Annotated in this window: 15 protein-coding genes; 11 read left to right on the top strand and 4 right to left on the bottom strand. The window is 57.2% G+C overall.

The features are described 5' to 3' along the window. Window position 1: 1 nt before the first annotated feature. The 4 genes from M987_RS00680 to hycA form a co-directional block, all read right to left on the bottom strand. Window positions 2-925 (bottom strand): respiratory chain complex I subunit 1 family protein, encoded by a 924-nt coding sequence (locus M987_RS00680; protein WP_014071521.1) that lies wholly within the window; start codon window positions 923-925, stop codon window positions 2-4. Between the two features lies 1 nt (window position 926). After that, the gene (gene hycC / locus M987_RS00685) at window positions 927-2,753 is read right to left on the bottom strand and encodes a formate hydrogenlyase subunit 3 (RefSeq protein ID WP_014071522.1); all 1,827 of its coding nucleotides are present in this window, start codon (window positions 2,751-2,753) and stop codon (window positions 927-929) included. Further along, complete coding sequence (locus tag M987_RS00690) at window positions 2,750-3,358, bottom strand: 4Fe-4S dicluster domain-containing protein (RefSeq protein WP_014071523.1); 609 nt, start codon at window positions 3,356-3,358, stop codon at window positions 2,750-2,752. The genes hycC and M987_RS00690 overlap by 4 nt, the downstream gene beginning before the upstream one ends. A gap of 70 nt (window positions 3,359-3,428) precedes the next feature. Next, on the bottom strand, window positions 3,429-3,893 hold the full coding sequence (gene hycA / locus M987_RS00695; protein ID WP_014071524.1) for a formate hydrogenlyase regulator HycA: 465 nt from the start codon (window positions 3,891-3,893) through the stop codon (window positions 3,429-3,431). A 210-nt stretch (window positions 3,894-4,103) separates the two neighbouring features. On the opposite strand from hycA, the gene hypA reads away from it, so the two are divergent. From hypA to M987_RS00750, 11 genes are all read left to right on the top strand, one after another. Beyond that, window positions 4,104-4,454, top strand: a complete 351-nt coding sequence (hypA, locus tag M987_RS00700; RefSeq protein ID WP_014071525.1) for a hydrogenase maturation nickel metallochaperone HypA — start codon at window positions 4,104-4,106, stop codon at window positions 4,452-4,454. 2 nt (window positions 4,455-4,456) lie between these two features. Next, window positions 4,457-5,320, top strand: coding sequence for a hydrogenase nickel incorporation protein HypB (hypB, locus tag M987_RS00705; RefSeq protein WP_014071526.1), 864 nt, complete (start codon window positions 4,457-4,459; stop codon window positions 5,318-5,320). Further along, window positions 5,311-5,583: a HypC/HybG/HupF family hydrogenase formation chaperone gene (locus M987_RS00710; RefSeq protein ID WP_014071527.1), complete on the top strand. Its 273-nt coding sequence runs from the start codon at window positions 5,311-5,313 to the stop codon at window positions 5,581-5,583. Before hypB ends, M987_RS00710 begins: the two co-directional genes overlap by 10 nt. A gap of 2 nt (window positions 5,584-5,585) precedes the next feature. Then, complete coding sequence (hypD, locus tag M987_RS00715; protein ID WP_014071528.1) at window positions 5,586-6,707, top strand: hydrogenase formation protein HypD; 1,122 nt, start codon at window positions 5,586-5,588, stop codon at window positions 6,705-6,707. Then, the gene (hypE, locus tag M987_RS00720) at window positions 6,704-7,714 is read left to right on the top strand and encodes a hydrogenase expression/formation protein HypE (RefSeq protein WP_014071529.1); all 1,011 of its coding nucleotides are present in this window, start codon (window positions 6,704-6,706) and stop codon (window positions 7,712-7,714) included. Before hypD ends, hypE begins: the two co-directional genes overlap by 4 nt. 65 nt (window positions 7,715-7,779) lie before the next feature. Then, window positions 7,780-9,852: a formate hydrogenlyase transcriptional activator FlhA gene (flhA, locus tag M987_RS00725; protein WP_041162277.1), complete on the top strand. Its 2,073-nt coding sequence runs from the start codon at window positions 7,780-7,782 to the stop codon at window positions 9,850-9,852. 74 nt (window positions 9,853-9,926) lie between these two features. Further along, window positions 9,927-10,355, top strand: coding sequence for a TOBE domain-containing protein (locus M987_RS00730; RefSeq protein WP_014071531.1), 429 nt, complete (start codon window positions 9,927-9,929; stop codon window positions 10,353-10,355). Between the two features lie 192 nt (window positions 10,356-10,547). Continuing rightward, window positions 10,548-11,546: a siderophore ABC transporter substrate-binding protein EitA gene (gene eitA, locus M987_RS00735; RefSeq protein ID WP_014071532.1), complete on the top strand. Its 999-nt coding sequence runs from the start codon at window positions 10,548-10,550 to the stop codon at window positions 11,544-11,546. Then, window positions 11,546-12,583, top strand: coding sequence for a FecCD family ABC transporter permease (locus M987_RS00740; protein ID WP_014071533.1), 1,038 nt, complete (start codon window positions 11,546-11,548; stop codon window positions 12,581-12,583). Before eitA ends, M987_RS00740 begins: the two co-directional genes overlap by 1 nt. Next, window positions 12,583-13,344, top strand: a complete 762-nt coding sequence (gene eitC, locus M987_RS00745) for a siderophore ABC transporter ATP-binding protein EitC (protein WP_014071534.1) — start codon at window positions 12,583-12,585, stop codon at window positions 13,342-13,344. The genes M987_RS00740 and eitC overlap by 1 nt, the downstream gene beginning before the upstream one ends. A gap of 15 nt (window positions 13,345-13,359) precedes the next feature. Then, window positions 13,360-14,607, top strand: a complete 1,248-nt coding sequence (locus M987_RS00750; RefSeq protein WP_014071535.1) for an MDR family MFS transporter — start codon at window positions 13,360-13,362, stop codon at window positions 14,605-14,607. Window positions 14,608-14,609: the final 2 nt, after the last annotated feature.

The raw sequence follows: 14,609 nt of genomic DNA on the forward strand, positions 1-14,609 counted from the left end.
ATCACGCCACCAGCAAGGAGACGAATGCTAAAAATGCAAAGCCAAAACCGGCCCAGGTGATACGGGACGTCGCCACAAAACGCAGACGCGCCATGCTGTTTTCAAACAGCGCAATCACCAGCACGCCAATAAGCAGCTTGAGGACGGCCACAACCACTGCCAGCACTAGGCCGCCAGCGGTAAAGTGCGTCATCTGCCCCCACGGGAAGAAAACGCCTACAAACATTTGCAGCACCACCAGCTGTTTGAGGCTGATGCCCCACTTCAGCACCGCAAAGCCGTAGCCGCTGTACTCGGTCAGTGGCCCTTCCTGCAATTCCTGCTCTGCTTCTGCGAGGTCAAACGGCAGTTTGCCCATCTCAATAAAGGTGGCGAACGCGCAGGCGCACAGCGCCAGAACCAGCGGAATGGAACGTGCTACAGGCCAGTGGTAGACGGTATCGGTGATAAAACTGATATGAGTCGAACCCGCTACCTGCGCGGCAACCCACAGCCCCAGCAGCAGGATCGGCTCAACCAGCACGCCCAGCATCGCCTCGCGGCTGGCGCCAATACCGGTAAACGGGCTACCGGTGTCCAGGCCCGCAATGGCAAAGAAGAACCGCGCGATGGCAAACAGATAGATAAGGGTGATCAAATCGCCCAGCACCGGCAGCGGAGAGCCAACGGTCACCACCGGCAGCGCGGTGGCGATGGTCAGCATGACACCCACCATCACAAACGGCGTCAGGCGAAACACCCAGCCTGCGGCATCGGGTGCAACGCTCTGGCGGGTGAGCAATTTGAACAGGTCGCGATACTCCTGAAGGACACCCGGCCCGCGACGGTTATGCATCCGGGCGCGCAGCACGCGGCTCACCCCGGAAAGCAGTGGCGCAATGGCAAATAACACCAGCGCCTGAAGTAATGCCAGTAACAGACTCATGTCAGGCTCCTCGTGAAATCACAATCACCACCAGCACTGCCAGCTCGATAACCGCCAGACGGCGGAACAGCGCAGGCACGGCAGCACTCTGCCAGCCAGGGATCCACGCCACCGGGTTCAGCCAGTGACGCAACTTCAGCACGGCGGCAAAGTTCTCTTTCACCGGCATGGCAAAGCCGTGGGCGGTGATCACCATGGATTGCTCGTGTTCATAACCGCAGGCCCACGCCGCACCGCGTGAGCGGGAAGAGAGACGGTCGCGTTTGAAGAACAGCATCAGAATGAATGGCAGTAGTGGCGCGGCAATGAGCAGCAGCGCAATCATCGGCTGAGAAACGGTGGTGTGCGCCGTCGTAAGCGGCAGCGGTATCGCACTCCCCAGCAGCGGCAGCAGCCACGGCGCAGCTATACCGCCGATAACGCAGCACAACGCCAGAGCGACCACGCTTGCCGCCATCAGCACCGGCGCGCAGCAGGCCTGTTCTGCCTCTTTCGTGCGCGGTGCGCCAAGGAAGGTCACGCCATAAACTTTCGCCATACACATCACCGCCAGCGCGCCGGTGATAGCCAGCCCCACCGCCAGCAGCGGGCCGAGCAGACGCGCAATAAATGCATCACTCTGGCCGAGTGCGAAGAAGGACTGGTAAATCACCCACTCACCGGCAAAGCCGTTCAGCGGCGGCAGCGCGGCCATCGCCATCAACCCCACCAGCATGGCAAGGGAGATAACCGGCATCTTTTTGCCGATGCCGCCCAGTTTTTCGATATCGCGATGGCCGGTACGAAACCAGACGCTACCCGCGCCGAGGAACAGCGTGCTTTTAAACAGGCTATGGTTGACGAGGTGATACAGACCACCGATAAACCCGGCGGCAATCAGTGCAGGCTGGTTCAGCGCCAGGCCCGTTACGCCCGCGCCAAGACCGAGCAGGATGATGCCGATATTCTCCAGGGTGTGATACGCCAGCAGACGCTGAATGTTGTGTTCCATCAGCGCGTACAGCCCGCCGACAAATGCGGTCACCATACCCGCCAGCAGCAACACCACGCCCCACCACAGCGGCGGCTGCCCGCCCGCAAGCGACAGCGTAAGAATGCCGAACAACCCAACCTTCATCACCACGGTGGAGAACAGCGCCGCCGCCGGAGCTGAGGCATTGGCATGGGCCTGAGGCACCCAGCCGTGCAGTGGGATAATCCCGGCCAGCAGACCAAAGCCCACCACCCCCGTCAACCAGATGTCAGCGCCAAACGGTAACTGCTGCGCGCGTTCGTCCAGCAGGGCAAAATCCAGGGTGCCGTAGCGTTGCCACACCAGCCAGCAGGTTAGCGCCAACAGCAGCGTGCCGAGTCTACCCAGCGCAAACCACAGCTTGCCGGAAGCACTGCACCCGGTCAGGAACACGCCGCACAGGGCCATGATTTCAGCCATCACCACCAGCGCCCCCAGGTTGCTGGCAGTCACGGTGCAGACCGCCGCAGCCATCAGCACATTCACCAGCAACCCGTTTGCTTTGGTGCTGTGATGGCGATGCCAGTCAATATTAAACAGGCTGATAAACAGCCCGCACAGGCCAAAGGTCACCAGCCAGATGGCATTCAGCGGGGTTACCTGAACCGCGTGATGCACCAGCGGAATGATGGCTTCAACGGATTGCCCGCCGAGCAGAACCACCCCACCCGCGGCCAGAGTCATCAGGCTGCCTGTCGCTCCGCCGATCCCGGCTATCCAGCCGCTCAGGGTTTTATGGAACGAAAAAATCAGCGCCAGAACGGCTGCGACGGCAAACCAGGCCACAGCGCTGTTAATCATCGTCACTGCGTTCATTTCGCCCCCTCGTTGTATTCCTGAAGCAGCGAAAGATCGCCAAAATCGGTGTTGATCGTCAGCTCACGCTTGCGCTTGCTGGTACGGGCGATATCGCGAATATTGACCAGAATGAGCGCTTTGGTCGGGCAGGTGCGCACGCAGGCCGGGCCTTGTTCATCAAAGCTGCACAGATCGCACTTCACCGCAACGGCGCGCACGCCGGGAACCCAGTCCAGCAGCGTACTGACGCGTGCCGGAGCCGGTGGCGCTGGCGGCGCTTTCGGGGTATTGGCATTCGCCGGAATATGCAGCGGGCGGCTGCCGGAAAACTCAATCGCGCCAAACGGGCAGGCAATACCGCACAGCTTGCAGCTTACGCACAGGCTTTCATTGAGCTGTACCGCACCATCAACACGGGTGATGGCATTAACAGGGCAGACACCCGCGCACGGGGCATCCTCACAGTGGTGGCAGAGCTGCGGCGCAGACTCTTTTTCATTTCGCATGACGCGCAGGCGCGGCATTGACTGCAACCCGTGCAGACGGTGCGTTTCCGAACACGCCGCTTCACAGGTACGACAGCCGATACAGACCGTCGAGTCGGCAATTACAAAACGGTTCACCGGGCAATCCTCTGGTGATGGTCATTTTTGACGAAAATCTGTCTTATCGACACTTCTCGACACGCAATACTCAGGCAACGTTTGCCGATGGATTTCCGTTCATCAGCTGTTGCAGGTTGACCGGTAAATCGTGCTCAACCGCGCTGTACAGGCCGTTGTAGACCGGCGCGATTTTTTCCAGGTAATGTTCCAGCACCTGCTGACGATCGCGGTTGCTGACGTGGCCATCAACCATGCCATCGGTCATCAGCTGCGCCTGCGCAATGCGTTGTTTATCCCCGTCTTTTGTCTCGACGTAATACTCGATGGTGTGGCTGTTGAAGCTGTCCGCCAGGGTGACGTAAATCGTGAAGTGCCCGAACAACACAAAGCGCATATCGCCCTGCGCCGCACAGCTCATGGCATGGTGTAGCCGGGCTTTCGACAGGGTTATCCCCTGAACCAGAGAATTGCAGTAAAGATGCCACTGCTCCTGTAACTGCTGATGCCGCTGCGCGATGTAATCCGCTTTTTCGCTGATTTCCCAAATAGTCATGTCAGATATCCGGTTAATGGAGATTGCGGCTATTAAGCAGATTCCATGCCAGTTTTTAATGTATTGATTTTTAATGCTTTAAATACAAAACACACGACTGTAATGGCAGTGTCGACGTGTCATTTCGACAGGGTTGACATCGTCACGCCTTAACAAAAATCAAGATGGCATCGTTATTGCATTAAAGGCGCAATTCACTGAGGAGGCGTCATGCACGAAATCACCCTCTGCCAACGGGCTCTGGAGTTAATCGAACAACAGGCAGCACAACACCACGCAAAACGCGTGACCGGTGTCTGGCTGAAACTCGGCGCGTTTTCCTGCGTCGAAACCAGCGCCCTCACCTTTTGCTTTGAGCTGGTGTGCCGCGACACGCTGGCGGAAGGCTGCCAGCTTCATATTGAAGAACAGCAGGCGGAGTGCTGGTGCGAACAGTGCCGGCAGTACGTCATGCTGCTGTCGTCGAAAGTACGAAGCTGCCCGCAGTGTCAGAGCACCGGGCTGCGCATCGTGGCCGATGACGGAATGCAGATCCAACGCCTCGAAATCGAGAGGGAATAATTATGTGTAGTACCTGCGGTTGCGCCGAAGGCAACCTCTATATAGAAGGGGATGAGCATCGTCCTCACTCTGCGTTTCGCTCCGCGCCCTTCTCTCCTGCTCCCCGGCCATCAGGAGCCTTTACCGGCCTGGCCTTTACGCCAACACATTCCGCTGACGGCGACCTGCATTACGGCCACGGCGAAGCCGGCACGCACGCGCCAGGCATCAGCCAGCGGCAGATGCTGGACGTCGAAATCAACGTGCTGGATAAAAATAACCAACTGGCTGCGCGCAACCGCGCCCGTTTTGCCGCCCGCAAGCTGCTGGTGCTAAATCTGGTCTCCAGCCCGGGTTCTGGCAAAACAACGCTGCTCACCGAAACGCTTAAACGCCTGAACGGACACGTTTCTTGCGCGGTTATCGAAGGCGATCAGCAGACGGTTAACGATGCCGCGCGTATTCGTGAAACCGGCACGCCGGCCATTCAGGTGAACACCGGCAAGGGCTGCCATCTTGATGCGCAAATGATTGCCGATGCCGCGCCGCGTTTGCCGCTGGCGGATAACGGCATTCTGTTTATTGAGAACGTGGGTAACCTGGTCTGCCCGGCGAGCTTTGATCTGGGTGAGCGGCATAAAGTGGCGGTGCTGTCAGTGACCGAAGGGGAAGACAAGCCGCTGAAATACCCGCATATGTTTGCCGCCGCATCGGTGATGCTTCTTAACAAAGTCGACCTGCTGCCGTACCTGAATTTCGACGTCGATAAATGTCTGGCGTATGCCCGTGAAGTGAACCCGGATATTGAAATCCTGCTGGTTTCAGCCACTGGCGGGCAAGGTATGGATAACTGGCTGAACTGGCTGGAGAGCGAACGATGTGCATAGGCGTCCCGGGGAAAATCCACGCGATTAACGGCAATCAGGCCAAAGTAGACGTGTGCGGCGTGCTGCGCGATGTCGATCTGACGCTGGTTGGCAGTGTGGATGAAAACGGTGCGCCCCGCACCGGCCAGTGGGTGCTGGTACACGTTGGCTTTGCCATGAGCGTGATTAACGAAGCAGAAGCGCGTGACACGCTGGACGCCCTGCAAAACATGTTTGATGTGGAGCCTGATGTCGGGGCGCTGCTGTACGGCGAGGAGCGATAACCATGCGCTACGTTGATGAATATCGCGCCCCCGAACAGGTGATGCAGCTCATTGAACACCTGAAGATGCGGGCAAAACATCTGCGCTACACCGCCGAAAAACCGCTGCGCATCATGGAGGTGTGCGGCGGGCATACCCACGCCATCTTTAAATTTGGCCTCGACCAGCTGTTGCCGAACAACATCGAGTTTATTCACGGCCCGGGCTGCCCGGTGTGCGTACTGCCAATGGGACGCATCGACAGCTGTATCGAGATTGCCAGCCAGCCTGACGTGATTTTCTGTACCTTTGGCGACGCCATGCGCGTGCCGGGGAAAAATGGCTCGTTACTCCAGGCCCGAGCGCGGGGAGCGGACGTGCGTATCGTCTACTCGCCGGTAGATGCCTTAACGCTGGCCGCTGATAATCCCACGCGGAAAGTCGTCTTTTTCGGCCTGGGTTTTGAAACCACCATGCCTGCAACGGCCATCACCTTACAACAGGCCAAAGCGCGAAATATCAGCAACTTTTTCTTTTTTTGCCAGCACATTACGCTTATCCCGACCCTGCGCAGCCTGCTGGAAGAGCCGGGCAACGGCATTGACGCGTTTCTGGCGCCAGGGCACGTCAGCATGGTCATTGGCACAGAGGCTTACAGGTTCATCGCCAGCGACTTTGATCGCCCTTTAGTGGTCGCTGGTTTCGAACCTCTTGATCTACTGCAAGGCGTGACCATGCTTGTTGAGCAGAAAATAGCAGCCCTGAGTACGGTGCAAAACCAGTATCGCCGCGTGGTCCCGGATGCCGGGAATGTGCTTGCCCAAAAAGCCATTGCTGAGGTCTTCAGCGTGGAAGGCGACAGCGAGTGGCGCGGCCTGGGATTGATTGCCGAATCGGGTGTGCGCCTGACGTCTGCATACCGTGTGTTCGACGCCGAAGCCCATTTCCACCCGCAACCGCAACAGGTTTGCGACGATCCCCGCGCCCGCTGTGGCGACGTACTCACCGGTAAATGCAAACCACATCAATGCCCGTTATTTGGCAACACCTGTAACCCGCAAACTGCATTTGGCGCACTGATGGTTTCATCAGAAGGCGCGTGCGCTGCGTGGTATCAGTATCGCAATCAGGAGTGTGAAGTATGAACAGGGTAGAAATGGCGCACGGTAGTGGCGGACAAGCCATGCAGCAGCTCATTAATCAGCTGTTTATGGACGCCTTTAACAATCCCTGGCTGGCCGAGCAGGAAGACCAGGCGCGCATTGCTCTCTCTACCCTCACCGCTCAGGGCGACAGGCTGGCGTTTTCTACCGACAGCTACGTTATCGATCCACTGTTCTTCCCTGGCGGTGATATCGGCAAGCTGGCCATCTGCGGTACAGCAAACGATGTGGCGGTCAGCGGCGCAATTCCGCGCTTTCTCTCCTGCGGCTTTATCCTTGAAGAAGGGCTGCCAATGGACACCCTGAAGGCCGTTGTCGCCAGCATGGCATCCACTGCACAGGAAGCAGGGATCGCCATCGTGACCGGGGACACTAAAGTGGTCCAACGCGGTGCGGCTGACAAACTGTTCATCAACACCGCCGGAATGGGGGCCATTCCTGCTGATATTCACTGGGGTGCGGGGCAACTGACCCCCGGCGATGTGTTGCTGGTCAGCGGAACGCTGGGCTGCCACGGCGCGACTATACTCAACCTGCGTGAAGGTCTGGGGCTGGATGGCGAATTACGCAGCGACTGTGCCGTACTGACCCCGCTTATTCAGACCCTGCGTTCATGCCAGGGCGTAAAAGCCCTGCGCGATGCCACGCGCGGCGGCGTTAATGCCGTGGTGCATGAATTCGCGGCAAGCAGCGGATGCGGTATTGAACTGACCGAGCGCGGACTACCGGTCAAACCCGCAGTACGGGGGCTTTGTGAACTGCTTGGGCTGGACCCGCTAAACTTTGCCAATGAAGGCAAGCTGGTTATCGGCGTGGAACGCCAGGCCGCCGAAGCGGTGCTGGCACAATTGCGTGCTCATCCCTCAGGGAAAGAAGCCGCGATTATCGGTGAAGTGGTTGAGCGCAAAGGGGTGCGCCTGACCGGGCTTTACGGCGTTAAACGTACGCTGGATCTGCCACACGCCGAACCTTTACCCCGAATTTGCTAGAACCGCGCCAAAAGCGGACAGCACAGGATTTTCTCTTTTTTGCCAGTTTCAATTGGAAAGCAATGATGCCGTATACACCGATGAGCGATCTTGGACAGCAGGGCCTGTTCGACATTACGCGCACTCTTTTACAGCAGCCGGACCTCGGCTCGCTGAGCGACGCCCTGACGCGGTTGGTCAGGCAGTCTGCACTGGCGGACAGCGCTGCCATTGTGCTCTGGCATAGCGGGAGTCATCGCGCGAGCTATTTTTCCGCACACGACAACGGCAAACCCTTTCAGTACGAAGATGAAACGATCCTGGCTCATGGCCCGGTGCGGCGGATCCTCTCGCGCCCTGAAGCCCTGCATTGCAGCTTCGACGAGTTTCGCCAGGCCTGGCCGATGCTTGCAGAGAGCAACCTGTATCGTCCTTTCGGGCACTACTGCCTGCTGCCGCTGGCGGCTGAAGGGCATATTTTTGGTGGCTGCGAATTTATCCGCAAAACTAACCAGCCCTGGAGCGAGGCGGAGTATGAGCGTCTGCATACCTTTACCCAGATTGTGGGCGTGGTGGCAGAGCAGATCCAGAACCGGGTGACCAACAATGTCGACTTCGACCTGCTCAGCCGTGAACGCGACAACTTCCGCATTCTGGTGGCGATCACTAACGCCGTGCTCTCGCGCCTGGATATGGACGAGCTGGTCAGCGAAGTCTCTAAAGAGATCCATCACTATTTCAAAATTGATGCGATCAGCATCGCGCTGCGGGGCCACCGCAAGGGCAAACTGAACATCTACTCGACGCACTATCTCGACGAAGCCAATCCAGCTCACGAGCAGAGTGAAGTGGATGAAGCAGGAACCCTTTCTGAACGCGTGTTTAAGAGCAAAGAGATCCTGCTGCTCAATCTGAACGAACGCGATGCACTGGCCCCCTACGAACGGTTGCTGTTTAACACCTGGGGCAACAAGATCCAGACGCTGTGCCTGCTCCCGCTGATGTCCGGCAATACCATGCTGGGCGTGCTGAAGCTGGCACAGTGTGAAGAAGGCGTGTTTAACACCGCCAACCTGAAGCTGCTGCGCCAGATCGCCGAACGTATTTCTATTGCGCTGGATAATGCGCTGGCTTATCAGGAAATTCATCGCCTGAAAGAGCGGCTGGTCGATGAAAACCTGGCCCTGACGGAACAGCTCAACAACGTCGACAGCGAGTTCGGTGAAATCATCGGCCGCAGCGAAGCAATGTACAGCGTGCTCAAACAGGTCGAGATGGTGGCGCAAAGCGACAGCACGGTGCTTATCCTGGGGGAAACCGGGACGGGCAAAGAGCTCATTGCCCGCGCGATCCACAATCTCAGCAACCGCAACAGCCGCCGGATGGTGAAGATGAACTGCGCTGCCATGCCTGCGGGCCTGCTGGAAAGCGATCTCTTCGGTCATGAACGCGGTGCCTTCACCGGGGCCAGCAGCCAGCGGCTGGGTCGTTTTGAGCTGGCGGATAAAAGCTCGCTGTTCCTGGACGAAGTGGGCGATATGCCGCTGGAGCTCCAGCCCAAGCTGCTGCGCGTGTTGCAGGAGCAGGAGTTTGAACGCCTGGGCAGCAATAAGCTTATCCAGACGGACGTGCGGTTGATTGCCGCCACTAACCGCGATCTGAAAAAAATGGTCGCAGACCGCGAATTTCGCAGCGACCTCTATTATCGCCTGAATGTCTTCCCGATTTATCTGCCGCCGCTGCGGGAACGCCCCGAAGATATTCCACTGCTGGTTAAAGCCTTTACCGCGAAGATTGCCCGCCGGATGGGGCGCAGTATTGACAGCATTCCTGCCGAAACGCTGCGAACGCTTTCGTCTATGGAGTGGCCGGGCAACGTGCGCGAGCTGGAAAACGTCATTGAACGTGCCGTGTTACTGACGCGCGGCAGCGTGTTGCAACTCTCCCTGCCCGAAGTGACGATGCCAGAAGAACCGCTGGTCGTGGCAGAAGTCGCACAGGCGGGCGAAGACGAATTCCAGCTGATTATGCGCGTGCTGAAAGAAACCAACGGCGTTGTTGCGGGACCAAAAGGCGCTGCGCAGCGCCTCGGGCTGAAACGGACCACGCTGCTGTCACGAATGAAGCGACTGGGTATTGATAAAGAGAGCCTGGTGTAACCGATGATACCGGACGTACCTGTGGTATAAACTCTTCAGTACGTCCAACTTTCATCTGTTCTACAGGAGGTAACATGTCTGTTTCAGCACGTAACCAGCTAACCGGAACCGTTAGCGCAACGTCACATGGTGCGGTTAATGATGAAGTCGAATTAACGCTGGCCGGTGGCGCTAAACTGGTGGCTATTGTCACCACCAGCAGCAAAGAGGTACTGGGTCTGGTGCCAGGAAAAGAAGCTATCGCCCTTATCAAAGCACCGTGGGTGACCCTGGCAACCGAAGATTGCGGCCTGAAGTTCTCTGCCCGTAACCAGTTTGCCGGTGCCATCAGCAAGGTGACCGAAGGTGCCGTTAACGCTACCGTTCATGTGCAGACGGATGCCGGTTTTGAAATTGTGGCCGTCGTGACCAATGAAAGCTGCGAAGAGATGCACCTCGCGACCGGTAAACGCATCATCGCCCTGATTAAAGCCTCCGCGATTCTTATCGCAACCCGCGCGTAATTTCCCTCTGCCGTGCACCGCACGGCATTTTCGCTACCTCATTAAAAATTCAATAATAACAATGCGTTAATGTGAATTATTGACACTAAATATATTACACTGTATAAAACTCAGCCTTAATAATGAGTTTCATTTGCATTAAAAATTCATACCAGGGTCATCAATAATAATTTTAATGAAGGGTAGCGTTTCATGAAAAAGGTCATCTGCGCACTGGGAATGGCGTTCGCATCGGTCGGTTCTGCTCTGGCAACAACATATCCTCTCACTATTGAAAACTGCGGATATAAAGAAACATTCACCAAAGCGCCCGAGCGCGTTGTTGCCCTGGGGCAAAACACCGTCGAGATCCTCTTACTGTTAGGCCTGCAAAATAATGTCACCGCCAGCGCATTCTGGCCGACAAAAGTGTTACCGGCGCTGGCTGAACAAAATGCAAAAATTAAAACGCTGACGGTAGAAATCCCTACCCTTGAATCCATCCTCGCCCAGAACCCTGATTTCGTTCCTGCACAGCTGCCGCTGCTGCTGGGGCCAGAAAGTAAAGTCGCAAAACGCGAAGACCTGGCCACCGTGGGGGTGAATAGCTATTTATCCCCAGGCATGTGTGCCACCAAAAAAGCCGCAGGTGATATGTACGGCAGCCGTCAGAAGCTGTGGGATATGACCTATCTCTATAAAGAGATTGAAGATTTCGCCACCATTTTTAATGTGCAGCCTCGCGGTGAAGCATTAATTGCCGACTTTAAAAAACGTGAAAACGATTTGCGCGCTGAGTTTGGCAAGAATAAAAAAGATCTTTCGTTTGTTTTCTGGTTCTCCAGCGCCTCACCTTCTGCTGATGCCTACGTAGGCGGTAAAAACAGTGCATCCGGTTTTATTGCCAACGTTCTGGGTGGGCATAATGCCATTACCTCCGAAACAGAGTGGCCAACGGTGAGCTGGGAAAGCGTTATCGCCGCTAACCCGGATGTCATTGTCGTTTCCAGTCTGGACCGCAACCGCTGGGCGCTCGATAACGCAGAGGAAAAAATCAAATTCCTGAAAAGCGATCCTGCCGTCAGCCAGATGGATGCCGTTAAAAAAGGTCATATCGTCGTGATGGACGGCCAGGCGATGAACCCGACCATTCGTACCCTCTATGGTGCTGAACAGGTGGGCGAGCAGCTCAGAAAACTGGGGCTTAACTGATGACCGCAGTTGTTCAACAGGCGCGACAGGGATTCATCCTGACGACCTCGTGTTTGCTTTCCATCGTGCTGTTGTTCCTGGTGATCGCCGTTGGCGTCAGCGTGGGTGAGCTTTCTATTCCACTGCAAAACGTCTTTTACGCCATCAGCAATAAAATGGGGCTGACCGCAGTCCCGCTTAACCGCATTTATGAAAGCGTGATTTGGGATTTTCGCCTGAGTCGTGCGCTGGTGGCGGCGTGCTGCGGCGCGGGCCTCGCAATTTGCGGGGCGGTGCTGCAAAGCCTGTTGAAGAACGCGCTGGCTGAGCCTTACGTACTGGGTGTATCTGCGGGGGCCTCAACGGGCGCTGTATCGGTGGTGGTATTAGGTATCGGCACCGGCGCGGTTTCCCTCTCGGCGGGCGCATTTGCCGGGGCGTTTGCCGCCTTTGTCTTCGTGGCGTTCCTGACGAATGGCGCACGCGGCGGCAACGAACGCACCATTCTGGCGGGGGTTGCGGCGTCTCAACTTTTCAACGCCATTACCGCCTACACCATCAGCACCTCTGCAAGCGCGCAGCAGGCTCGCGACGTGATGTTCTGGCTACTGGGCAGTTTCAGTGGCGTGAGATGGCCTGAGTTTCAGCTGGCACTGGTGGTCGTTCTGGCCGGGCTGGCGGTTTGCCTTTACTACTCCCGCGCGCTGGATGCCTTTACCTTTGGCGATGACGCCGCCGCGTCGCTGGGCATTGCCGTGCCCTGGGTACGTCTGATCCTGTTCACCACCACCGCACTCATCACCGCCACCATTGTCAGCATGGCAGGCTCCATCGGCTTTGTCGGGCTGGTTGTGCCGCATGTGATGCGCTTCTTCTTTGGGCCGTTACATCGCATTTTGCTTATCGCCAGCGCGCTGGCAGGTGCCATTCTGATGGTGTTGGCAGATATTGCATCGCGTTTACTGATTGCGCCGCAAAGCCTGCCTGTAGGCGTTGTCACCGCGCTGGTTGGCGTGCCTTTCTTCGCCGTTATCATCTACCGTTCAAGGAATAAGTGATGAGTATCACCGCTGAAAATATTACCTGGAAGGTAGGCAATAAAGTCATCGTCAACGATGTCTCGCTGAACATCGCGCGCGGGGAAACCGTTGGGCTGCTTGGCCCTAACGGCTGTGGTAAATCGTCACTTTTACGTGTGCTGGCGGGGCTGCGTCGCCCGAATGCCGGTTGTGTGAAGCTTGACGGGCAGAACATCGCCCGGATGCCCAAAAAGCAGCTTGCCCGCCGCGTGGCATTCGTTGAACAGCATGGCATGACCGATGCCAACATGCGGGTGCGTGATGTGGTGAAGCTGGGGCGCATCCCGCACCATTCGCCCTTCTCCAACTGGAGCGCGCAGGATGATGAAACCGTTATTTCCGCCCTGCAACGTGTAGATATGCTCGATCGCAGCGAACAAGGCTGGCTGAGCTTATCCGGCGGGGAGCGCCAGCGCGTGCATATCGCCCGTGCCCTGGCGCAATCGCCCACCGAAATCCTGCTGGATGAACCGACCAACCACCTGGATATTCATCACCAGATCCAGCTGATGCATCTGATAAGCGAGCTGCCGGTAACCAGCATTGTGGCGATTCACGACCTCAACCACGCAGCGATGTTTTGTGATTCGCTGATTGTGATGCAAAAAGGGCAAATCATCGCCACCGGGACACCGCAGGAGATCCTGAGCGAAGAGCTGCTCTGGGAAGTGTTCCGGGTCAAAACCAAAATTGAGATCTCTGCGTACCATGGCAAAAAGCATATCCACTTCATTGTTTAACGCCGGGTAATACGCATGTCCCTGTTTTCTTTACGCCCTGCGACAACGCTCTGGCCGCCCGTGTTACTGGGCAGCCAGTTTGTTTTTAATATTGGCTTTTACGCGGTTGTCCCCTTTCTGGCGATTTTCCTGCGTGACGATTTGATGCTCTCCGGCGGGCTTATCGGGCTGGTTCTGGGGCTGCGCACGTTCTCGCAGCAGGGCATGTTTATCGTCGGGGGCGCGCTTTCAGACCGGTTTGGCGCCCGGGTGATTATCCTCTGCGGCTGCCTTGTCCGCATCGCGGGGTATCTTCTGCTGGCGTTTGGGCAGTCCCTGTGGCCCATCATTCTGGGGGCGTGTCTGACGGGTATCGGTGGCGCGCTTTTCTCTCCGTCCATTGAAGCGCTGCTGGCAAAAGCGGGAACGCAAAGTGAAGCAAAGGGCAAGCGCAGCCGCGCGGAGTGGTTTGCGTTGTTTGCCGTATGCGGTGAACTGGGTGCTGTACTCGGCCCGGTGGCGGGTGCCCTGCTTACCGGGCTTGGCTTTCGCCAGGTTGCTCTGGCGGGCGCGGGCGTCTTTGTGGTTGCGCTGATTGTGCTGTTTTTTTGCCTTCCTCCTGCACAGCGCAGTAAGCAGACGCTGGAGATCCACCCATGGTGGAGCACGTTTCGCCAGCCGCGATTTGTCGCTTTTATCATCGCCTACAGTTCGTGGCTGTTGAGTTACAACCAGCTTTATCTGGCGCTGCCGGTGGAAATAGAGCGTGCTGGCGGTAGTGAGAAAGATCTTGGCCCGCTCTTTATGCTGGCTTCGGTGCTGATCATCTTCTTTCAGTTACCGCTTGCCCGTTTCGCCCGTCAGGTGGGAGCTGTCAGAGTCTTACCGGCGGGATTTCTGCTGCTGTCGGCATCGTTTACGAGCGTAGCCCTGTTTGCCGCCTACCCACCGCCGGAAGGCTGGCTGAGACTTCTGCCTGCGGGGTGCTTTGTGACGCTACTGACGTGCGGGCAAATGCTGCTGGTGCCGTCCGCGAAAGATCTCATCCCGTGGTTTGCGAAAGAGTCCACGCTTGGCGCGCACTACGGTGCACTCTCCACCGCCGGGGGCTGTGCGGTGCTGGCGGGGAATTTACTGTTCGGCAGTCAACTCGATCACGCGCTAACGCCGTCACCACAGGCCGTTTTCCCGTGGTTACAGCTGGCGTTTTTCCCTTTATGCAGCGCAGTGGCCCTGGTGTTTATCTGCCGCCCGATGCGTGCGGCACTGGCTTCCCGGGCTTAGGC

Origin of the sequence: Enterobacter soli ATCC BAA-2102 (assembly GCF_001654845.1) — a bacterium.
GTDB lineage: Bacteria > Pseudomonadota > Gammaproteobacteria > Enterobacterales > Enterobacteriaceae > Enterobacter > Enterobacter soli.

Excerpts from the sequence above, each read along its gene's own strand:
- M987_RS00680 (WP_014071521.1), bottom strand. The coding sequence starts at position 925 with ATGAGTCTGTTACTGGCATTACTTCAGGCGCTGGTGTTATTTGCCATT.
- hycC (WP_014071522.1), bottom strand. The coding sequence starts at position 2,753 with ATGAACGCAGTGACGATGATTAACAGCGCTGTGGCCTGGTTTGCCGTC.
- hycA (WP_014071524.1), bottom strand. The coding sequence starts at position 3,893 with ATGACTATTTGGGAAATCAGCGAAAAAGCGGATTACATCGCGCAGCGG.
- hypA (WP_014071525.1), top strand. The coding sequence starts at position 4,104 with ATGCACGAAATCACCCTCTGCCAACGGGCTCTGGAGTTAATCGAACAA.
- hypB (WP_014071526.1), top strand. The coding sequence starts at position 4,457 with ATGTGTAGTACCTGCGGTTGCGCCGAAGGCAACCTCTATATAGAAGGG.
- M987_RS00710 (WP_014071527.1), top strand. The coding sequence starts at position 5,311 with ATGTGCATAGGCGTCCCGGGGAAAATCCACGCGATTAACGGCAATCAG.
- hypD (WP_014071528.1), top strand. The coding sequence starts at position 5,586 with ATGCGCTACGTTGATGAATATCGCGCCCCCGAACAGGTGATGCAGCTC.
- hypE (WP_014071529.1), top strand. The coding sequence starts at position 6,704 with ATGAACAGGGTAGAAATGGCGCACGGTAGTGGCGGACAAGCCATGCAG.
- flhA (WP_041162277.1), top strand. The coding sequence starts at position 7,780 with ATGCCGTATACACCGATGAGCGATCTTGGACAGCAGGGCCTGTTCGAC.
- M987_RS00730 (WP_014071531.1), top strand. The coding sequence starts at position 9,927 with ATGTCTGTTTCAGCACGTAACCAGCTAACCGGAACCGTTAGCGCAACG.
- eitA (WP_014071532.1), top strand. The coding sequence starts at position 10,548 with ATGAAAAAGGTCATCTGCGCACTGGGAATGGCGTTCGCATCGGTCGGT.
- M987_RS00740 (WP_014071533.1), top strand. The coding sequence starts at position 11,546 with ATGACCGCAGTTGTTCAACAGGCGCGACAGGGATTCATCCTGACGACC.
- eitC (WP_014071534.1), top strand. The coding sequence starts at position 12,583 with ATGAGTATCACCGCTGAAAATATTACCTGGAAGGTAGGCAATAAAGTC.
- M987_RS00750 (WP_014071535.1), top strand. The coding sequence starts at position 13,360 with ATGTCCCTGTTTTCTTTACGCCCTGCGACAACGCTCTGGCCGCCCGTG.